The sequence below is a fragment of the Cedecea neteri NBRC 105707 = ATCC 33855 genome, from assembly GCF_001571265.1.
GTDB lineage: Bacteria > Pseudomonadota > Gammaproteobacteria > Enterobacterales > Enterobacteriaceae > Cedecea > Cedecea neteri.
Window position 1 is genome coordinate 68183 of sequence record NZ_BCTL01000021.1, and the last position, 18732, is coordinate 86914.

The 18732-nt window shown below is 52.8% G+C and carries 17 protein-coding genes and 1 other RNA gene; 14 read left to right on the forward strand and 4 right to left on the reverse strand.

Translation table 11 applies throughout. The annotated features are described in order from the left end of the window. Positions 1 to 8 precede the first annotated feature (8 nt). From epd to CNE01S_RS10065, 11 genes are all read left to right on the forward strand, one after another. Positions 9 to 1055 (forward strand): erythrose-4-phosphate dehydrogenase, encoded by a 1047-nt coding sequence (gene epd / locus CNE01S_RS10015; RefSeq protein WP_061275620.1) that lies wholly within the window; start codon positions 9 to 11, stop codon positions 1053 to 1055. 21 nt (positions 1056 to 1076) lie between these two features. Further along, positions 1077 to 2240 carry a phosphoglycerate kinase gene (pgk, locus tag CNE01S_RS10020; RefSeq protein WP_038479059.1) on the forward strand — a complete coding sequence of 388 codons (1164 nt, stop codon included), beginning with the start codon at positions 1077 to 1079 and terminating at the stop codon, positions 2238 to 2240. A 97-nt stretch (positions 2241 to 2337) separates the two neighbouring features. Next, positions 2338 to 3417 carry a class II fructose-bisphosphate aldolase gene (gene fbaA / locus CNE01S_RS10025; RefSeq protein ID WP_061275622.1) on the forward strand — a complete coding sequence of 360 codons (1080 nt, stop codon included), beginning with the start codon at positions 2338 to 2340 and terminating at the stop codon, positions 3415 to 3417. A 402-nt stretch (positions 3418 to 3819) separates the two neighbouring features. After that, a complete protein-coding gene (tdcA, locus tag CNE01S_RS10030; RefSeq protein WP_061275624.1) occupies positions 3820 to 4758 on the forward strand; it encodes a transcriptional regulator TdcA in 939 nt (312 codons plus the stop codon). A 99-nt stretch (positions 4759 to 4857) separates the two neighbouring features. Beyond that, complete coding sequence (gene tdcB / locus CNE01S_RS10035; protein ID WP_061275626.1) at positions 4858 to 5856, forward strand: bifunctional threonine ammonia-lyase/L-serine ammonia-lyase TdcB; 999 nt, start codon at positions 4858 to 4860, stop codon at positions 5854 to 5856. A gap of 15 nt (positions 5857 to 5871) precedes the next feature. Beyond that, a complete protein-coding gene (gene tdcC / locus CNE01S_RS10040) occupies positions 5872 to 7203 on the forward strand; it encodes a threonine/serine transporter TdcC (protein ID WP_061275628.1) in 1332 nt (443 codons plus the stop codon). Between the two features lie 36 nt (positions 7204 to 7239). Next, the gene (tdcD, locus tag CNE01S_RS10045; RefSeq protein ID WP_061275630.1) at positions 7240 to 8448 is read left to right on the forward strand and encodes a propionate kinase; all 1209 of its coding nucleotides are present in this window, start codon (positions 7240 to 7242) and stop codon (positions 8446 to 8448) included. Positions 8449 to 8477: 29 nt separating this feature from the next. Then, entirely contained in the window at positions 8478 to 10772 is a 2295-nt protein-coding gene (pflB, locus tag CNE01S_RS10050) for a formate C-acetyltransferase (protein WP_061275632.1), read from the forward strand. A gap of 171 nt (positions 10773 to 10943) precedes the next feature. Further along, entirely contained in the window at positions 10944 to 11804 is an 861-nt protein-coding gene (locus CNE01S_RS10055) for a small-conductance mechanosensitive channel MscS (RefSeq protein ID WP_061275634.1), read from the forward strand. Positions 11805 to 11946: 142 nt separating this feature from the next. Beyond that, positions 11947 to 12582: an arginine exporter ArgO gene (gene argO / locus CNE01S_RS10060; RefSeq protein ID WP_061275635.1), complete on the forward strand. Its 636-nt coding sequence runs from the start codon at positions 11947 to 11949 to the stop codon at positions 12580 to 12582. A 110-nt stretch (positions 12583 to 12692) separates the two neighbouring features. Further along, positions 12693 to 13430, forward strand: coding sequence for an oxidative stress defense protein (locus CNE01S_RS10065; protein ID WP_061275636.1), 738 nt, complete (start codon positions 12693 to 12695; stop codon positions 13428 to 13430). 53 nt (positions 13431 to 13483) lie between these two features. Here the strand turns inward: CNE01S_RS10065 and argP are convergent, their stop codons facing one another. Next, positions 13484 to 14383: a DNA-binding transcriptional regulator ArgP gene (argP, locus tag CNE01S_RS10070; RefSeq protein WP_008461592.1), complete on the reverse strand. Its 900-nt coding sequence runs from the start codon at positions 14381 to 14383 to the stop codon at positions 13484 to 13486. Between the two features lie 188 nt (positions 14384 to 14571). Here argP and rpiA point away from each other — a divergent pair, with 188 nt between their 5' ends. After that, positions 14572 to 15231 carry a ribose-5-phosphate isomerase RpiA gene (gene rpiA / locus CNE01S_RS10075; RefSeq protein WP_061275637.1) on the forward strand — a complete coding sequence of 220 codons (660 nt, stop codon included), beginning with the start codon at positions 14572 to 14574 and terminating at the stop codon, positions 15229 to 15231. Between the two features lie 303 nt (positions 15232 to 15534). After that, complete coding sequence (gene serA, locus CNE01S_RS10080) at positions 15535 to 16773, forward strand: phosphoglycerate dehydrogenase (RefSeq protein WP_061275639.1); 1239 nt, start codon at positions 15535 to 15537, stop codon at positions 16771 to 16773. Between the two features lie 38 nt (positions 16774 to 16811). Here the strand turns inward: serA and CNE01S_RS10085 are convergent, their stop codons facing one another. The 3 genes from CNE01S_RS10085 to zapA all read right to left on the reverse strand — a co-directional run bounded on the left by CNE01S_RS10085 (position 16812) and on the right by zapA (position 17983). Next, entirely contained in the window at positions 16812 to 17408 is a 597-nt protein-coding gene (locus tag CNE01S_RS10085; protein ID WP_061275641.1) for a 5-formyltetrahydrofolate cyclo-ligase, read from the reverse strand. A gap of 20 nt (positions 17409 to 17428) precedes the next feature. Continuing rightward, a non-coding RNA gene (gene ssrS, locus CNE01S_RS10090) (6S RNA) lies at positions 17429 to 17612 on the reverse strand. A gap of 41 nt (positions 17613 to 17653) precedes the next feature. Then, positions 17654 to 17983, reverse strand: a complete 330-nt coding sequence (gene zapA, locus CNE01S_RS10095) for a cell division protein ZapA (RefSeq protein WP_008461599.1) — start codon at positions 17981 to 17983, stop codon at positions 17654 to 17656. A gap of 168 nt (positions 17984 to 18151) precedes the next feature. Between zapA and CNE01S_RS10100 the strand changes: the two genes are divergently transcribed. After that, the gene (locus CNE01S_RS10100; RefSeq protein ID WP_138089239.1) at positions 18152 to 18730 is read left to right on the forward strand and encodes a YecA/YgfB family protein; all 579 of its coding nucleotides are present in this window, start codon (positions 18152 to 18154) and stop codon (positions 18728 to 18730) included. Positions 18731 to 18732: the final 2 nt, after the last annotated feature.

The window sequence follows — 18732 nt, forward strand, 5'->3', positions numbered from 1 at the left end:
GGAGAGATATGACCGTACGCATCGCTATTAATGGCTTCGGTCGCATTGGGCGCAACGTGGTACGTGCTTTGTACGAATCTGGTCGCCGTGCGGAAATTACCGTGGTAGCAATCAACGAACTGGCAGACGCTGCGGGTATCGCGCATCTGTTGAAGTACGATACCAGCCACGGCCGCTTTGCCTGGGATGTGCGCCAGGAGCGCGAAGTCCTGTTTGTGGGCGATGACAGCATTCGCCTGCTGCACGAACCGTCCATCGAGGCGCTGCCATGGCGCGAACTGGGCGTTGATATCGTGCTGGACTGCACCGGCGTGTTCGGCTCCCGCGCTGACGGTGAAGCTCACCTTGCGGCAGGGGCGAAGAAAGTCCTGTTCTCGCACCCTGGCGGTAACGATCTCGATACTACCGTCGTTTATGGCGTTAACCATGAATTGGTCGAAGACAGCCATCGCATCGTCTCCAACGCCTCCTGCACTACAAACTGTATTATTCCGATTATTAAACTGCTGGATGAAGCGTTTGGCATTGAATCCGGGACGGTCACGACCATCCACTCGGCAATGCACGATCAGCAGGTTATTGACGCCTATCACCCCGATTTACGACGCACCCGCGCGGCGAGTCAGTCGATCATTCCGGTGGATACGCGTCTTGCAGCCGGTATCACGCGTATTTTCCCACAGTTTAATGACCGTTTTGAGGCCATTGCGGTGCGGGTGCCGACAATAAACGTCACGGCAATAGATTTGAGCGTGACGGTCAGGAATTCAGTAAATGCATGTGAAGTCAACCACTTGCTGCAAAAAGCGGCACAGGAAGCATTTCATGGTATAGTTGACTATACGGAATTACCGTTGGTCTCTACTGATTTTAACCACGATCCGCACAGTGCAATCGTCGACGGCACGCAAACGCGGGTCAGTGGGCAACATCTGATTAAAACTCTAGTCTGGTGTGATAACGAATGGGGCTTTGCCAACAGGATGCTCGATACCACGTTGGTTATGGCTCAATGGATTTCAGGTAAGGCGCACGTTGCGTCTGCAAAACTTTAAGAATCAACGAGAGGATTCACCATGTCTGTAATTAAGATGACCGATCTGGATCTGGCGGGCAAACGCGTATTCATCCGTGCCGATCTGAACGTGCCGGTTAAAGACGGGAAAGTCACCAGCGACGCGCGTATTCGTGCTTCTCTGCCAACCATTGAACTGGCTCTGAAACAGGGCGCTAAAGTCATGGTTACTTCTCACCTGGGTCGTCCGACCGAAGGCGAGTACAACGAAGAATTCTCTCTGCTGCCAGTCGTTAACTACCTGAAAGACAAACTGTCTAACCCGGTTCGTCTGGTAAAAGATTACCTGGACGGCGTAGAAGTTGCCGCCGGTGAACTGGTTGTGCTGGAAAACGTTCGCTTCAACAAAGGCGAGAAAAAAGACGACGAAGCGCTGTCCAAAAAATACGCCGCACTGTGCGACGTGTTCGTGATGGACGCATTCGGTACTGCACACCGTGCGCAGGCTTCTACTCACGGCATCGCTAAATTTGCTGACGTTGCCTGTGCAGGCCCGCTGCTGGCAGACGAGCTGGAAGCGCTGGGTAAAGCTCTGAAAGAACCTGCTCGTCCAATGGTTGCTATCGTTGGCGGTTCTAAAGTTTCTACCAAACTGACCGTGCTGGACTCCCTGTCCAAAATTGCTGACCAGCTGATCGTTGGCGGCGGCATCGCGAACACCTTCGTGGCAGCTCAAGGCCACAACGTGGGTAAATCCCTGTACGAAGCAGACCTGGTTGATACCGCGAAAGAACTGCTGACCCGCTGCGATATCCCAGTACCAACCGACGTTCGTGTTGCTACCGAGTTCTCCGAAACCGCGACTGCAACCCTGAAGTCCGTGAACGACATCAAAGACGAAGAGCAGATTCTGGACATGGGCGACGTTTCCGCTGAGAAACTGGCTGAAATCCTGAAAAACGCGAAAACCATTCTGTGGAATGGCCCGGTTGGCGTGTTCGAATTCCCTAACTTCCGTAAAGGGACCGAAATCGTTGCTCGCGCTATCGCAGACAGCGAAGCCTTCTCTATCGCAGGCGGCGGCGACACTCTGGCGGCTATCGATCTGTTCGGTATCGCAGACAAAATTTCCTACATCTCCACCGGCGGCGGCGCATTCCTCGAGTTCGTGGAAGGCAAAGTACTGCCAGCTGTAGCGATGCTCGAAGAGCGCGCTAAGAAGTAATTCCTACGGGCAGGGTATCCTGCCCGTTGTTTTATTGCCGCCCGGCAAGATTCAGGACGGTGATTCGATTTTTCCAAGGCCTACAGGACACATCAACATGTCTAAAATTTTTGATTTCGTAAAACCAGGTGTTGTAACTGGCGACGACGTACAGAAAATCTTCCAGGTAGCAAAAGAGAACAACTTTGCTCTGCCGGCCGTTAACTGCGTCGGTACCGACTCTATTAACGCCGTTCTGGAAACCGCTGCGAAAGTAAAATCTCCGGTTATCGTTCAGTTCTCCAACGGCGGTGCTGCTTTCATCGCTGGTAAAGGCGTGAAAACTGATGTTCCACAGGGTGCTGCTATCCTGGGTGCAATCTCTGGCGCGCATCACGTTCACCAGATGGCTGAACATTACGGTGTTCCAGTTATCCTGCACACTGACCACTGCGCTAAGAAACTGCTGCCATGGATCGACGGCCTGCTGGACGCGGGTGAAAAACACTTTGCCGCTACCGGTAAACCACTGTTCTCTTCCCACATGATTGACCTGTCCGAAGAGTCTCTGGAAGAAAACATCGAAATCAGCTCCAAGTACCTGGCTCGCATGTCCAAACTGGGCATGACCCTGGAAATCGAACTGGGCTGCACCGGCGGTGAAGAAGACGGCGTGGACAACAGCCACATGGACGCTTCTGCTCTGTACACCCAGCCAGAAGACGTTGATTACGCTTACACCGAGCTGAGCAAAATCAGCCCACGCTTCACCATCGCGGCTTCCTTCGGTAACGTGCACGGCGTGTACAAACCAGGTAACGTGGTTCTGACCCCAACCATCCTGCGCGACTCTCAGGACTATGTTTCTAAGAAACATAACCTGCCGCACAACAGCCTGAACTTCGTCTTCCACGGCGGTTCCGGTTCTTCCGCTCAGGAAATCAAAGACTCCGTAAGCTACGGCGTTATCAAAATGAACATCGATACCGACACCCAATGGGCGACCTGGGAAGGTATTCTGAACTACTACAAAGAAAACGAAGCTTACCTGCAGGGTCAGCTGGGTAACCCGAAAGGCGCTGACCAGCCGAACAAAAAATACTACGATCCACGCGTTTGGCTGCGTGCAGCACAGAGCTCCATGATCGTTCGCCTGGAGCAGGCATTCAAAGAGCTGAACGCGGTAGACGTTCTGTAATTTGAGTTAAGCCTTGTTTTTGTGAAAACCCGCTTCGGCGGGTTTTTTTATATTCAAATAAAAGTGTAATATTTGCAGGTGTTTTTAATATTAAATTATATTTTGACCTGTCTGGATGAATTAACGGCAATCTGTATAAATTTTCATTTCCGATAACAGCTTACTGACATTTATATGAATTTATTATCACCATAACTTTATTTTATTCAGGATATTTAGGTTGACCTTAATCATATAAATGGCAGATCGTAAAATTACAACTCATTGTTATTTATTGGTTTTATGGTATTCGAGTGCTTATTGAACAAATCATGGTTGAGCAGTTGTGAGTCGCCGCACATAACCTTTAACGGGGAATTCGTAAGATCGCCGCCATCGGCAACTTATTAGGCATGGCGCTTTATGGATAATACGACATTACCTAAAACACAGCACCTGGTCGTATTTCAGGAAGTGGTAAGAAGTGGTTCGTTTGGCTCCGCGGCGAAGCAGCTGGGTTTGACTCAGCCAGCGGTAAGCAAAATTATCAGCGACATGGAGGCCCTGTTCGGACTGGAGCTTATCATTCGGAAAAATACCGGCGTTCAGCTCACCGTTGCGGGAAAAGTGCTGCTCGGTTACGCGGAGTCGATTACCCGTGAAATGCGCAACATGTGCAACGAAATGAACAGTCTGGTCGGCAGTGAGGCGGTAGATGTTTCATTCGGCTATCCCTCACTTATCGGATTTACTTTCCTGCCGGGCATGATGAAAGCCTTCAAAGAGTTGTACCCTCATGCCGAAGTCTCGATGTTTGAAGCGCAGCTTTGCTCCTTCTTACCGGCAATACGCGACGGCAGGCTGGACTTTGCTATCGGCACGCTCAGCGACGAAATGCTGCTTCAGGATTTACATATTGAGCCGCTGTTCGAATCAGACTTTATTCTGGTTGCCAGCCGAACACGAACGCGCGGAGGCGCGATGACGCTACGCTCATTAAGCCATGAGCAGTGGGTGTTGCCTCACACCGAAATGGGCTACTACAGCGAACTTCTGACCATCCTGCAAAAGAACCACATCACCAGCGATAAAATCATCAAAACCGACTCCGTAGTCACCATCTATAACATGGTGTTGACCGCCGGTTTCCTGACGATTATTCCCCGTGAAATGATCGCCCCTTTTGGCTCTCAGGAATTTATTCAGGTTCCCTTAACGGATGAATTACCTGTCGCGCGCTATGCCGCAGTCTGGTCAAAAAATTGCCGAATAAAAAAATCAGCTGCGACGCTGGTCGAATTAGCCAGGGTGCATTCGGTGCGTAACAAGTATCAATTTAATAAATTAACGGTGGTGGCTTAGCAAAACTAACCAACTCGCTTTTTATTATTAATTAACCCAGGGCGGCAAATTGAATCTATTTGCCTTCTCTAATATTGCATTTTTAATGCAGAGGTCAACATGCATATCGACAACGAACTTCCTGTCACTATTAATGATGTTCTCGAAGCGAAAAAAAGAATATCTGGATTTGTGTATAAAACCGGGATGCCTCGCTCTAATTATCTTAGCGAATGCTGTAAGGGTGACATCTATTTAAAATTTGAAAATATGCAGCGCACCGGCTCGTTTAAAATGCGCGGCGCGTTCAACAAGCTAAGCTCGCTGAGTGAAGAGGAAAGAGCCCGGGGTGTCGTGGCTTGCTCTGCGGGGAATCATGCCCAGGGCGTGTCACTGTCCTGTGCGCTTCTCGGCATCAACGGCAAGGTGGTGATGCCCAAAGGGGCGCCAAAGTCGAAGGTCGCCGCCACCACAGATTATTCGGCTCAGGTCATTATCCACGGCGACAATTTTAACGAAACCATCGCTAAGGTTAGCGAGATTGTTGAAACCGAAGGGCGCATCTTTATCCCACCTTATGATGATGAAAAAGTGATTGCCGGGCAGGGCACGATTGGCCTGGAGATTCTTGAAGATCTTTACGACGTCGATAATGTGATTGTGCCGATTGGCGGCGGTGGGCTGATTGCCGGAATCGCGGTGGCGATTAAATCCATTAACCCAACGATTAATATTATTGGCGTGCAAGCAGAAAACGTTCACGGCATGGCCTCTTCTTTCCGCACTGGCGAAATTACCGCGTACCGTGCGAGCAGTACATTAGCTGACGGTTGTGACGTCGCTCGCCCAGGGACGTTAACCTTCGAAATCGTTAAGAAATTAGTTACCGATATTATTTTGGTCAGCGAAGAAGATATCAGAAATAGCATGGTAGCACTTATTCAGAGAAACAAAATTGTCACTGAGGGGGCCGGTGCGCTTGCCTGTGCCGCTTTATTAAGCGGCAAGCTTGACCATTATATTAAAGGCCGGAAAACCGTGAGTATTATTTCTGGTGGAAATATTGATTTGTCTCGCGTCTCTGAAATTACTGGCACTGCGGAAGCCTGCCTGAGCTAAATAAGGATCTTCATTATGAGTAATGCAGAAACAACCCTTGTTGGTCAAAAAGAATCCTCCCTGTGGCGTAAGTCCGATACCACCTGGACTCTCGGCCTGTTTGGCACCGCCATCGGCGCGGGTGTGCTGTTTTTCCCGATTCGCGCGGGCTATGGCGGCCTGATCCCAATATTAATCATGCTGGTCCTGGCCTACCCAATTGCTTTCTTCTGCCACCGGGCGCTGGCGCGGCTGTGCCTTTCCGGCAGTAACCCATCGGGAAATATCACCGAAACCGTCGAGGAGCATTTTGGTAAAACCGGCGGGGTGGTTATCACTTTCCTGTACTTCTTTGCCATTTGCCCGCTGTTGTGGATTTACGGCGTCACCATCACTAACACCTTCATGACCTTCTGGGAAAACCAACTCCAGCTTATGCCGCTCAATCGTGGACTGGTCGCGCTGTTGCTGCTGATGCTGATGGCCTTTGTCATCTTCTTCGGCAAGGATCTGATGGTGAAGGTGATGAGCTATCTCGTTTTCCCGTTCATCGCGAGCCTGATCATTATTTCCCTGTCGCTGATCCCTTACTGGAATTCGGCGGTAATCGATCAGGTGAATCTGAGCGACATCGCATTGACCGGTAATGACGGGATCCTGGTGACGGTGTGGCTCGGGATCTCCATCATGGTGTTCTCCTTTAACTTCTCGCCGATTGTCTCTTCCTTTGTGGTGTCGAAGCGCGAAGAGTACGAAGCGGATTTCGGGAAAGAATATACCGAGGATAAGTGTTCAAAAATCATCTCACGTGCCAGCATGCTGATGGTCGGCGTGGTGATGTTCTTCGCCTTCAGTTGCCTGTTCACGCTGTCGCCGCAGAACATGGCTGAAGCGAAAGCGCAGAACATTCCGGTGCTTTCCTACCTCGCCAACCACTTCTCTTCGCTGTCCGGTTCTAAGTCTACTTTTGCCACGGTGCTGGAATACGGCGCATCGATTATCGCCCTGGTGGCGATTTTCAAATCCTTCTTCGGTCACTACCTGGGCACGCTGGAAGGGCTGAACGGCCTGGTCCTGAAGTTTGGCTATAAGAGTGACAAAACGAAGATTTCTCAGGGCAAACTTAATCTGATCAGTATGGCGTTTATCATGGGGTCAACCTGGGTTGTGGCCTACGCGAATCCCAACATTCTTGACCTGATTGAAGCGATGGGCGCCCCGATTATTGCCTCGCTGCTTTGCCTGCTACCGATGTACGCCATTCGTAAAGTTCCGGCGCTCAGCAAATATAAAGGCAGAACCGAAAACATCTTTGTTACCGTAATCGGTGTGCTGACGATCCTGAATATCGTATACAAAATCATGTAATTAACCGCCACTGGCTCAGGATGAGTAAACGTTAATATGAATGAATATCCGGTAATATTAACCATAAATTGTGGTTCATCTTCGGTTAAATTTTCCGTGCTGGATGAATTAACTCTGGAACCACTTTTAACGGGCATTTGCGAGGGCATAAATACCGAATCCGCAACGCTTATCGTTAATAGCGGTGAACCGGTGAAGCTGGCGCATTCAGATTATGAGGATGCGCTGGCGGCAATCGCCCTTGAGCTTGAAAAACGCAGTCTGATTGAAAGCGTGGCCTATATAGGCCACCGTATTGCCCACGGCGGTGCGGTTTTTGGCGAATCGGTATTGCTCACGGATGACGTTGTGGAGCAAATTCGTGCCGTTTCGCCGCTCGCTCCGCTGCACAATTATGCCAATCTTAGCGGCGTCGCTTCTGCCCGGCAGCGCTTTCCAGGCGTGCCGCAGGTCGCGGTATTTGATACCAGCTTTCATCAGACGCTTCGTCCGGAAGCCTACCTTTATGGCCTGCCTTACCGCTATTTCAAAGAACACGGCGTCAGGCGCTATGGGTTCCACGGCACCTCTCACCGCTACGTTTCAATGCAGGCTGCTGAGTTACCTGAACTGAAAGGCGTCTCATCAGGGTTGGTGATAGCTCATCTGGGGAACGGTGCATCGGTGTGCGCGGTTGCTGAAGGGCGAAGCGCTGATACTTCGATGGGGATGACGCCGCTGGAAGGGTTAATCATGGGCACACGCTGTGGTGACGTCGACTTCGGAGCGATGGTGTGGCTGGCAAGGCAAACCGGGCAATCGCTGGACGATCTTGAGCAGGTGGCAAATACCGAGTCTGGCCTGCTGGGGCTTTCGGGCATATCTTCCGACCTGAGGACGCTGGAGAAAGCCTGGCAGCAGGGTGATGCCCGAGCGGAGCTGGCGATCAACACGTTTGTGCACCGCATAGCCAAAGCCATCGGCGGGCACGCAACGTCGCTGCCAAATTTTGATGGGCTAATTTTTACCGGCGGCATTGGTGAAAACTCTACTCTTATTCGTCGTCTGGTTATTCAACATTTGCGGGTATTCGGTTTTGAATTGGATGAAAAAGAGAATGCCCGGCCTAATTCTGACGGCGAGCGTGTTATTTCAACAAAAAATTCGGCAGTGCTGTGCGCGGTAATTCCGACTAACGAAGAAAAAATGATTGCTATTGATGCCCGTGAATTGGGCAAGGCATCACAGTTTGCGGAATTCGCTTAATATTATTTGCGGTACAGAGGATGGAATGAATGAAAACGGATATTGATATTTCCCATGATAATTATGCTCAGGCCTGGCAGCAGTTTCGTGGGGAATCCTGGCAGCATGAGATAAATGTTCGGGATTTTATCCAGCAAAACTATACGCCGTATGAAGGGGACGACACATTTCTGACGGGGGCGACGGCGGCCACTACGGCGCTGTGGGAAAAGGTCATGGAAGGCATTCGCGTCGAAAACGCCACCCATGCGCCGGTAGACTTTGACACTAACGTTGCTACTTCAATTACCGCCCACGCCCCCGGCTACATCATCCAGCAACATGAGAAAATTGTGGGGCTGCAGACGGACAAACCGCTAAAGCGCGCGCTGCATCCTTTTGGTGGCATCAATATGATCAAAAGCTCGTTTGAGGCCTATGGTCGCAAAATGGATCCTGAGTTTGAGTATCAGTTTACCGAGCTGAGGAAAACGCACAATCAGGGCGTGTTCGACGTTTATTCGCCGGATATTCTGCGCTGCCGTAAGTCCGGCGTACTGACGGGTCTGCCGGACGGCTACGGGCGCGGCCGAATCATCGGCGATTACCGCCGCGTGGCGCTGTACGGTATTACTTATCTGGTGCGCGAGCGTGAGCTGCAGTTTGCCGACCTGCAGCAGAAACTGGAGCGTGGGGAGGATCTTGAAGCGACTATTCGCCTGCGTGAAGAGCTGGCGGAACATCGCCACGCGTTACTGCAAATCCAGGAAATGGCCGCCGGATACGGTTTCGATATCTCAAGGCCGGCGAGCAACGCGCAGGAGGCGATTCAGTGGCTTTATTTCGCCTATCTGGCGGCGGTGAAGTCGCAAAACGGTGGAGCAATGTCGCTTGGCCGTACCGCGACCTTTATCGATGTTTATATCGAACGTGATATTCGCTCTGGCCTGCTCAATGAGCAGCAGGCGCAGGAGCTTATTGACCACTTTATTATGAAAATCCGCATGGTGCGCTTCCTGCGCACGCCGGAGTTTGATTCGCTGTTCTCCGGCGATCCTATCTGGGCCACCGAAGTGTTGGGCGGAATGGGGCTGGACGGTCGTACGCTGGTGACGAAAAGCACTTTCCGCTATCTGAATACGCTGCACACGATGGGGCCTGCTCCAGAGCCGAACCTGACCATTCTTTGGTCCGAAGCGCTGCCGAGCGCGTTTAAAGTCTATGCTGCCAAAGTGTCTATCGAAACCTCGTCATTGCAGTATGAAAATGATGACCTGATGCGCAGCGATTTCGACAGTGACGATTACGCCATTGCCTGCTGTGTAAGCCCGATGATCATTGGCAAACAGATGCAGTTCTTTGGCGCTCGCGCCAACCTGGCGAAAACGCTGCTGTACTGCATCAACGGGGGAATGGATGAAAAGCTGAAGATCCAGGTCGGGCCCAAAACCCCAATGTTGCTTGACGAGGTGCTGGACTACGACAAGGTGATGGCCAGCCTGGACAATTTTATGGACTGGCTGGCGGTGCAGTATGTGACGGCCCTGAACCTGATCCACTACATGCACGATAAATACAGCTACGAAGCTTCGCTGATGGCCCTGCATGACAGGGATGTTTACCGGACAATGGCCTGCGGCATCGCCGGGCTTTCGGTGGCGGTGGACTCACTTTCTGCCATCAAACACGCGGTGGTTAAGCCAGTGCGCGACCACACCGGGCTGGCGGTAGATTTCGTGATTGAGGGCGACTATCCGCAATACGGCAATAACGACGATCGCGTGGACGCCATTGCCTGCGATCTGGTTGAGCGCTTTATGAAGAAAATTCAGGCGCTGCCAACTTATCGCGACGCGGTGCCGACGCAGTCTATTTTGACCATCACCTCGAATGTGGTTTACGGGCAAAAAACGGGGAATACGCCGGATGGGCGCAGGGGCGGAACGCCGTTCGCTCCCGGCGCTAACCCGATGCACGGGCGAGATACTAAGGGAGCGGTAGCCTCGCTGACTTCCGTGGCGAAGCTGCCGTTTAGCTACGCGAAGGACGGCATTTCCTACACGTTTTCCATCGTTCCGGCCGCGCTGGGTAAAGATGACTCCGTCCGTCGCCATAACCTGGTGGGGCTGCTTGACGGTTATTTCCATCACGATGTTAAAACGGAAGGCGGCCAGCACCTGAACGTCAACGTAATGAATCGTGGGATGCTAATGGATGCCATTGAACATCCGGAAAATTACCCAACGCTAACCATTCGTGTTTCCGGTTACGCGGTGCGTTTTAACGCGCTTACCCGCGAGCAGCAGCAGGACGTGATATCCAGAACCTTCACCCAGGCGCTGTAAGCCGCTAATAAGCCCTGGCATATGTCAGGGCTTTTCCCTTCTTTTGCCGCATTAACACTCAATTCGTGAACAATTTTGTGACCTGCTTGGCACATTCATGCGTTTTTGTTTACCCTTTACGGTCTGAGCTGCCTCTCCAGGCGTAGAAACTTTTCGGACAAGGAACAGTAAATGGAAGATCTCAACGTAGTAGACAGTATTCACAATGCAGGAGGCTGGCTGGCGAGAAATCAGGAGCTCCTGCTCAGTTATGTGGTAAACATCGTTGCCGCAATCGCCATCCTGATTGTCGGGATGATCGTTGCCCGCCTGATCTCCAGCACGGTGAACCGCCTGATGCTGGCTCGTAGCATCGACAGCACCGTGGCTGATTTTCTCTCCGCGCTGGTGCGCTACGGCATTATTGCCTTCACGCTGATTGCGGCCTTGAGCCGGGTTGGGGTGCAAACCGCTTCCGTGATTGCCGTTCTCGGTGCCGCCGGTCTGGCCGTTGGTCTGGCGCTGCAAGGTTCGCTGTCCAACCTGGCCGCAGGCGTGTTGTTGGTCACCTTCCGCCCGTTCCGTACCGGGGAGTATGTCGATCTCGGCGGCATTGCAGGCACCGTGCTGAACGTGCAGATCTTCTCCACCACGATGCGCACCGTTGATGGCAAAATCGTGGTAGTGCCGAACGGGAAAATCATCGCCGGCAATATCATTAACTTCTCCCGCGAACCCGCCCGCCGCAACGAATTCATCATCGGCGTGGCCTACGATGCGGACATCGATCGGGTAAAGCAGATCCTGACTGAGATCATCACCAGCGACGAGCGTGTACTGAAGGATCGCGATATCACCGTGCGCCTTAACGAGCTTGGTCCTTCTTCGGTAAACTTTGTGGTGCGCGCCTGGAGCAAAAGTGGCGACCTGCAAAACGTGTACTGGGACGTGCTGGAGCGTATTAAGAAAGCGCTCGATGCCAACGGCATCGGCATTCCTTATCCGCAGATGGACGTTCACGTTCGCCAGATTAAAGAGTCTGACAACGCATAATCTTCAGGGCCAGCTTTCGCTGGCCTTATTTTTATCTGTAATAATTAGCCATTCTTATCAGTGATTAAAACTATCAATTTCCTCTAATAATTTTTGCACATTACACTCACGCTCAATGATGAACATTTAAAGGGTGTGCCGCGTGTTATCTTATTATTTTCAGGGTATTGCATTGGGAGCAGCGCTAATTCTGCCGCTGGGGCCGCAGAATGCGTTCGTGATGAACCAGGGGATTCGTCGGCAGTATCATCTGATGATTGCTTCTTTGTGTGCCCTGAGCGACATCATTTTGATTTGCGGCGGGATTTTTGGCGGCAGCGCCATTCTGATGCAGTCTCCCTGGCTACTGGCGCTGGTCACCTGGGGCGGCGTGGCGTTTCTACTGTGGTACGGCTGGGGGGCGCTGCGCACTGCGATGAGCAGCAATGTGGAACTGGCCTCGGCAGAAGTGCTCAAGCAGGGCCGCTGGAAAATCGTCGTCACCATGCTGGCGGTGACCTGGCTCAACCCGCATGTTTATCTGGATACTTTTGTGGTGCTCGGCAGCCTGGGCGGCCAGCTCGCTGACGAAGCAAAACGCTGGTTTGCCTTGGGCACCATTAGCGCCTCCATTCTCTGGTTTTACGGTCTGGCTATTCTTGCCGCCTGGCTTGCCCCTCGTCTGCGTACCGCGAAAGCCCAGCGCATTATCAACGGCGTGGTTGGGATTGTGATGTGGTTTATTGCCGCTCAACTGGCCCGGGATGGCGTGCAACATATTGCGTCGCTCGTGGGCTAATTCGCCATAATCTGATAGACAAGTTGCCATTACAGGCTAAGCTTGCTGGCAGATGCCGGGAGTTTGTTGATCGGCGAAATCACAGTGGAACGTAGCACGGAGGAGTTACAGTGAAGTTTAAAATTTTAGCATTAGCCGCGTTAATGGGATTAGGTTCTGTTTCCGTACAGGCAGGCGAGTTGCCAAACGGGCCGCACGTGGTCACCTCCGGGACAGCCAGCGTCGATGCCGTACCTGATATCGCTACGCTCGCCATTGAAGTCAATGTGTCCGCTAAGGACGCGGCTTCCGCCAAAAAACAGGCTGACGATCGCGTGGCGCAATACCTGACCTTCCTGCAGAAAAATGGCGTAGAGAAGAAGGACATCAATGCCGCCAACCTGCGCACACAGCCAGAATATGATTATCTGAAAGACGGTAAAACCCAGCTTAAGGGCTACCGTGCGGTACGCCAGGTGGAAGTTACTCTGCGTCAGCTGGATAAAATGAACGAACTGCTTGATGGCGCGCTGAAGTCTGGCCTGAACGAAATCCGTTCCGTGTCGCTGGGCGTTGCACATCCGGAAGAATACAAGGATAAAGCACGTAAAGAAGCGATTACCGATGCGACCCGCCAGGCTAAGCTGTTGGCCGAAGGCTTTAACAGCAAGCTGGGCCCGGTTTACAGCGTGCGTTACCACGTTTCTAACTACCAGCCAGCGCCGATGGTTCGCATGATGAAAGCGGACGCGGCTGCACCGGTTTCCGCTCAGGATACCTACGATCAGCAGACTATTCAGTTTGACGATCAGGTCGATGTGGTGTTTGAACTGCAGGGCGCACAAACGCCGGCTGCTCCTGCTCAGTAAGATTTGATCTTCACCTTAACCCTCGCCGCTCCAGGCGAGGGTTAATCAAAACGTTATTCAGTATCCTGCCTCAATACCTTATGCCCGTACTCCAGCAAAGCATCCGTCACGTTACGCATCATGCGGCTTTCCGGCGCAAAGCGGTGCCAGTAAAGCATGCGTCGCTGCAGCAGGCCCGGCGTCAGGTCGATTAATTCGCCGCTATTCAACTCGCGCTCAATTTGCAGATGCGGGATCATACAGCAGGTTGTGCCCTGACGAGCCAGTTGCACAAAGGCTTCCGAAGAGTTGACGATATGGCACGGCACGCTGCCCGGCGACAGGTCAAAGTTCTGCTGTAAAAACGCCTGATGCATGTCGTCGAGATGATCGAACGCAACGGCGGGAGCCTTAAGCAGGGCTGAACGCGTGACGCCGTTAGGGAAGTAGCGCTCGGCAAAATCTTTCGATCCAACAAACAGGTAGTCCAGCGCGCCCAGGCGATCTACCAGGCAGCTCGGCAGCGGCTGAGGCTGAATTGACACCGCGCCGACCACTTCACCCCGGCGCAGGCGTTCCTGAGTCCGGGTTTCATCTTCAACCTGAAGATTCAGGCGAATAGGCGAGTCGGCTAATACCGGCGCCAGAGCCGGCAGCAGCCAGGTTGCCAGACTGTCGGCGTTGACCGCCAGGGAAAGCAGCAGCGGCGTGGAGCCGGTTTGCTCGTCGCCCAGCCACTCTTCTTCCAGTAGTTCAACCTGGCGTAAAAGCGCCAGCAGTTTTTGCCCCTGCTCGGTAGGACGAGGCGGCACGGTGCGCACCAACAATGGCTGGCCGAACATCGTTTCCAGTTGCTTAATACGTTGTGAGACGGCTGATTGAGTAATGCACAGCTTCTGCGCCGCACGCTCAAACCCTCGTTCACGGATTACCGCATCCAGCGCCTGCAGCGTTCTGTAGTCCGGGCGTTTCATTGTTGTTCATCTGCTCCTGATTTCGTCGAGCAATCACTATGACATAAATTTGCCGTTGATTCAGACCAAATCGGCGAGCGGTGATTTCGTTCGAACGTGATGACGTTGGCATTGCGGCAAAGCCGGGGACATTTTTCCGACGCATGCTTTATAATGCGCGTCAGTTTCCACATCACAGGCATAAAATTATGACGCAGGATGAACTGAAAAAAGCAGTCGGATGGGCAGCACTCCAGTACGTGCAGCCGGGCACCATTGTGGGCGTGGGTACGGGCTCAACTGCCGCACACTTTATTGATGCTTTGGGCACCATCAAACACCAGATTGAAGGCGCTGTTTCCAGCTCCGACGCTTCCACCGCGAAACTGAAAAGCCTTGGGATCCCCGTTTTCGATCTCAACGAGGTGGACTCATTAGGCGTTTACGTTGACGGTGCCGATGAGATCAACCACCAGATGCAGATGATCAAAGGCGGTGGCGCGGCCCTGACCCGCGAGAAAATCATCGCCTCTGTTGCCGACAAATTTGTCTGCATTGCGGACTCGTCCAAGCAGGTCGATATCCTTGGCAACTTCCCACTGCCGGTTGAGGTTATCCCGATGGCGCGCAGTGCCGTAGCGCGTGAGCTGGTGAAGCTGGGCGGCCGCCCGGAATATCGCCAGGGCGTGGTCACGGACAACGGCAACATCATTCTGGATGTGCATGGTCTAAGCATCATGGAGCCGATGAAGCTGGAAAACATCATCAACGGTATGCCAGGCGTAGTTACCGTGGGCCTGTTTGCGAACCGTGGCGCGGATGTGGCGCTGATCGGTACCGCTGACGGCGTGAAAACCATCGTGAAATGATCTGGCCGGGGCGCGTTCTGCGCCCCAAAAAACCGTATAAAAAATGACAAATTATTTTAACGGCATATTTGGTGACATATATCACATTTTGGTAACAGTCCTGTGATTCATTCCTGGTTCTTCCTCCCTCCCAGCATTTTATTCTGACACCTGCCGCCTTATTCCCGCCTGACGATACGGCGACGCAATCGTTCATATTGCCCCAAACGTAGATTTTGATATTTTGACAGAAGGGTAACTTATAGGCGGTGGCGCATCACCGCCCAGAAACGAACACAACAGCACAGAAATAGGGTCGGGGAAATGGCAAAAGTATCACTGGATAAAGACAGAATTAAATTCCTGCTTGTCGAAGGCGTGCACCAAAAAGCGGTGGATAATCTTCGCGCGGCGGGATACACCAACATTGAATTTCATAAAGGCGCGCTGGATTCCGAAGCGCTCAAAGAGTCGATCCGTGATGCTCACTTTATTGGCCTGCGTTCCCGCACCCATTTGACCGAAGAGATCTTTGCTGCGGCTGAAAAACTGGTGGCGGTGGGCTGCTTCTGCATTGGCACTAACCAGGTTGACCTGGAAGCCGCCGCGAAGCGCGGTGTCCCTGTGTTCAACGCCCCGTTCTCTAACACCCGTTCCGTTGCCGAACTGGTGATTGGCGAATTGGTGCTGCTGCTGCGCGGCATTCCTGAAGCTAACGCTAAAGCGCACCGTGGCGTGTGGAACAAACTGGCCGTGGGTTCTTACGAGGCTCGTGGTAAAAAACTGGGCATTATCGGTTACGGCCACATCGGCACGCAGCTGGGGATTCTGGCTGAATCTCTGGGGATGCACGTCTACTTCTACGACATCGAAAACAAGCTGCCGCTGGGCAACGCCACTCAGGTTCAGCATCTTTCCGATCTGCTGAATATGAGCGATGTGGTGAGTCTGCACGTGCCGGAAAACACCTCCACCAAAAACATGATTGGCGCGAACGAACTGGCGCTGATGAAGCCGGGCTCGCTGCTGATCAATGCCTCTCGCGGTACGGTGGTAGATATTCCTGCTCTGTGTGGCGCGCTTTCCAGCAAACATCTGTCTGGTGCGGCTATCGACGTCTTCCCGACTGAACCTGCCACCAACAGCGATCCGTTTAATTCACCGCTGTGCGAGTTCGATAACGTGATCCTGACGCCACACATCGGTGGTTCGACTCAGGAAGCGCAGGAAAATATCGGCCTGGAAGTTGCGGGCAAGCTGGCGAAATATTCCGATAACGGCTCTACGCTGTCTGCGGTTAACTTCCCGGAAGTTTCTCTGCCGCTGCACGGCGGTACAACCAGCCGTCTGCTGCATATTCATGAGAACCGTCCGGGGATCCTGACCGCGCTTAACCAGATCTTTGCCGAGCAGGGCATCAATATTGCCGCTCAGTTCCTGCAGACTACGCCGCACATGGGCTACGTCGTGATTGATATTGATGCGCCGGAAGATGTTGCGGAGAAAGCGCTGAAATCAATGAAAGCCATTCCGGGCACCATCCGCGCCCGCCTGCTGTACTGATAGACGAGGCGGCCTCTTCCTCTGATGGGGAAGGGGCATTACCACTGCCAGAGGCGCGAAGGCGTGACTACGGCTGGTAAAGGGATATCCCACTGCTCTACTGGCAACGCATCCACCTGCTGGCAATCGTGCGCCAGGCCAACCGGGTAAAGGCCGTGCTGCTGCCAATTCTGTAGCGTTCTGTCGTAAAACCCGCCGCCCATCCCCAAACGCTGCCCGGTTTCATCAAAGGCAACCAGTGGCGTAACCAGCACGTCCAACTTATTCAGCGGCAACACGTCGCGAACGTCCAGCTTAGGTTCAAGAATTTTCAGGCGATTGGTGACCAAAGTGCTTTGCGGCGTGTAGCGCAAAAACAGCAGGTTACCGGCGCTAAAAGGATGAAGTACCGGAAGGTAAACCTCTTTTCCCGCCTGCCATAAAGCCTCAACCAGCGGCGTGGTATCAAGCTCGCCGTCGAACGAGAGAAACACCGCTACGGTCTGAGCACGAATAACCGGCTCAAACGCTAACATGCGTTCAGCGGCCTGTAGGGCAAAGGTTTGTTGTTCAGCGGGGGTGAGAGACCGACGTCTCTGCCGGATAGTTTGGCGAATGTCCTGACGAAGCGTTGAGGTTAACGGGATATGCGTCATGATGGCCGGGTAGTAAAGAGGGAATCTCCGAGATGCCGCCGCAGGCTGTAACCCTTGAACCCTTGGTTCAAGGTGAGTGTGTCGTCATGGTTTTCAGGCTTCTCGGACGGACCGAGCATGCTCACCAACCGCGGAGCGCCACACTCTTGTGGTATGAAATATCGGCTCAGGGGACTGGCCCGCTTGCAAACATCTCAGAGAAATTTTGTCTTCGAAGTTACTCTACCATAGTCAACTGCGAAGTGTTATTCAAACTTTGGACCCTGTCGGTCTGCAATGCGACCTTGCTCAAGCAATGCTTGTTCGATGGTCTGCTGTAGCATCCGAATACGCTCTTCCATGTTGGCGGCGTAGTCACGGGTTTTCGACTTTTCCTGAGCCAGTTCGTAGCAAATGTTCAGTGCTGCGATGAAGACCAGCTGCTCGGTATTTGTGACTCTAGTGCGAACTTTTAAATCTTGCAACCGCTGATTCAGCTCTTCCGCAGCCTGATTCAGCGCATCCTGTTGTTCAGGCGGACAATTCACGCGCAATGAACGACCGAAAATTTGAATATCGACTGGTTGTGCAGACATGCCACCTTCCTGCTGTTTACTCGGCTGCCTTTACGCTACCGGCCCCGGTAGCGGAAGGGGCGCCACTATAGCTATCCCGATATCAAGATACAAGCCCTTTTCTGGTATCTGCGGGGGTCCTGGTGGTAGCATAACACACACTATTCCTGCCAACGATGACGAATGCGCATGTCAATACAGAACGCAATGCCTGACTACGACTTAGTCGGCCAACTTTTGAACCAACAGGGTGTGGGTCTGACGCCTGCAGAAATGCACGGCTTGATCAGCGGCATGCTGTGCGGCGGTAACAAAGATACCAGCTGGCAAACGCTGCTGCATGACCTGACGAACGAAGGCCTCGCCTTTAGCCAGAACCTGGCGGATCCGCTGCGCCAGATGCACGGCGCCATTGGCGACGCGCTGGAAGACGAAGGCTTCCTGTTCCAGCTCTACCTGCCGGACGGGGATGATGTCTCCGTTTTCGATCGCGCCGATGCACTTTCCGGCTGGGTAAATCACTTCCTGCTGGGCCTCGGCGTCACGCAGAGCAAGCTCGACAAAGTCACCGGCGAAACCGGTGAAGCGATTGACGACCTGCGTAACATTGCCCAGTTGGGTTATGACGAGGACGAAGATCAGGAAGAGCTGGAAATGTCGCTCGAAGAAATTATTGAGTACGTGCGTGTTGCCGCGCTGCTGTGCCACGACACCTTTACTCATGCGGCACCGACCGCGCCCGAGGTACGTAAGCCAACGCTCCACTAACG

Excerpts from the sequence above, each read along its gene's own strand:
- epd (WP_061275620.1), top strand. The coding sequence starts at position 9 with ATGACCGTACGCATCGCTATTAATGGCTTCGGTCGCATTGGGCGCAAC.
- pgk (WP_038479059.1), top strand. The coding sequence starts at position 1,077 with ATGTCTGTAATTAAGATGACCGATCTGGATCTGGCGGGCAAACGCGTA.
- fbaA (WP_061275622.1), top strand. The coding sequence starts at position 2,338 with ATGTCTAAAATTTTTGATTTCGTAAAACCAGGTGTTGTAACTGGCGAC.
- tdcA (WP_061275624.1), top strand. The coding sequence starts at position 3,820 with ATGGATAATACGACATTACCTAAAACACAGCACCTGGTCGTATTTCAG.
- tdcB (WP_061275626.1), top strand. The coding sequence starts at position 4,858 with ATGCATATCGACAACGAACTTCCTGTCACTATTAATGATGTTCTCGAA.
- tdcC (WP_061275628.1), top strand. The coding sequence starts at position 5,872 with ATGAGTAATGCAGAAACAACCCTTGTTGGTCAAAAAGAATCCTCCCTG.
- tdcD (WP_061275630.1), top strand. The coding sequence starts at position 7,240 with ATGAATGAATATCCGGTAATATTAACCATAAATTGTGGTTCATCTTCG.
- pflB (WP_061275632.1), top strand. The coding sequence starts at position 8,478 with ATGAAAACGGATATTGATATTTCCCATGATAATTATGCTCAGGCCTGG.
- CNE01S_RS10055 (WP_061275634.1), top strand. The coding sequence starts at position 10,944 with ATGGAAGATCTCAACGTAGTAGACAGTATTCACAATGCAGGAGGCTGG.
- argP (WP_008461592.1), bottom strand. The coding sequence starts at position 14,383 with ATGAAACGCCCGGACTACAGAACGCTGCAGGCGCTGGATGCGGTAATC.
- rpiA (WP_061275637.1), top strand. The coding sequence starts at position 14,572 with ATGACGCAGGATGAACTGAAAAAAGCAGTCGGATGGGCAGCACTCCAG.
- serA (WP_061275639.1), top strand. The coding sequence starts at position 15,535 with ATGGCAAAAGTATCACTGGATAAAGACAGAATTAAATTCCTGCTTGTC.
- CNE01S_RS10085 (WP_061275641.1), bottom strand. The coding sequence starts at position 17,408 with ATGACGCATATCCCGTTAACCTCAACGCTTCGTCAGGACATTCGCCAA.
- zapA (WP_008461599.1), bottom strand. The coding sequence starts at position 17,983 with ATGTCTGCACAACCAGTCGATATTCAAATTTTCGGTCGTTCATTGCGC.
- CNE01S_RS10100 (WP_138089239.1), top strand. The coding sequence starts at position 18,152 with ATGTCAATACAGAACGCAATGCCTGACTACGACTTAGTCGGCCAACTT.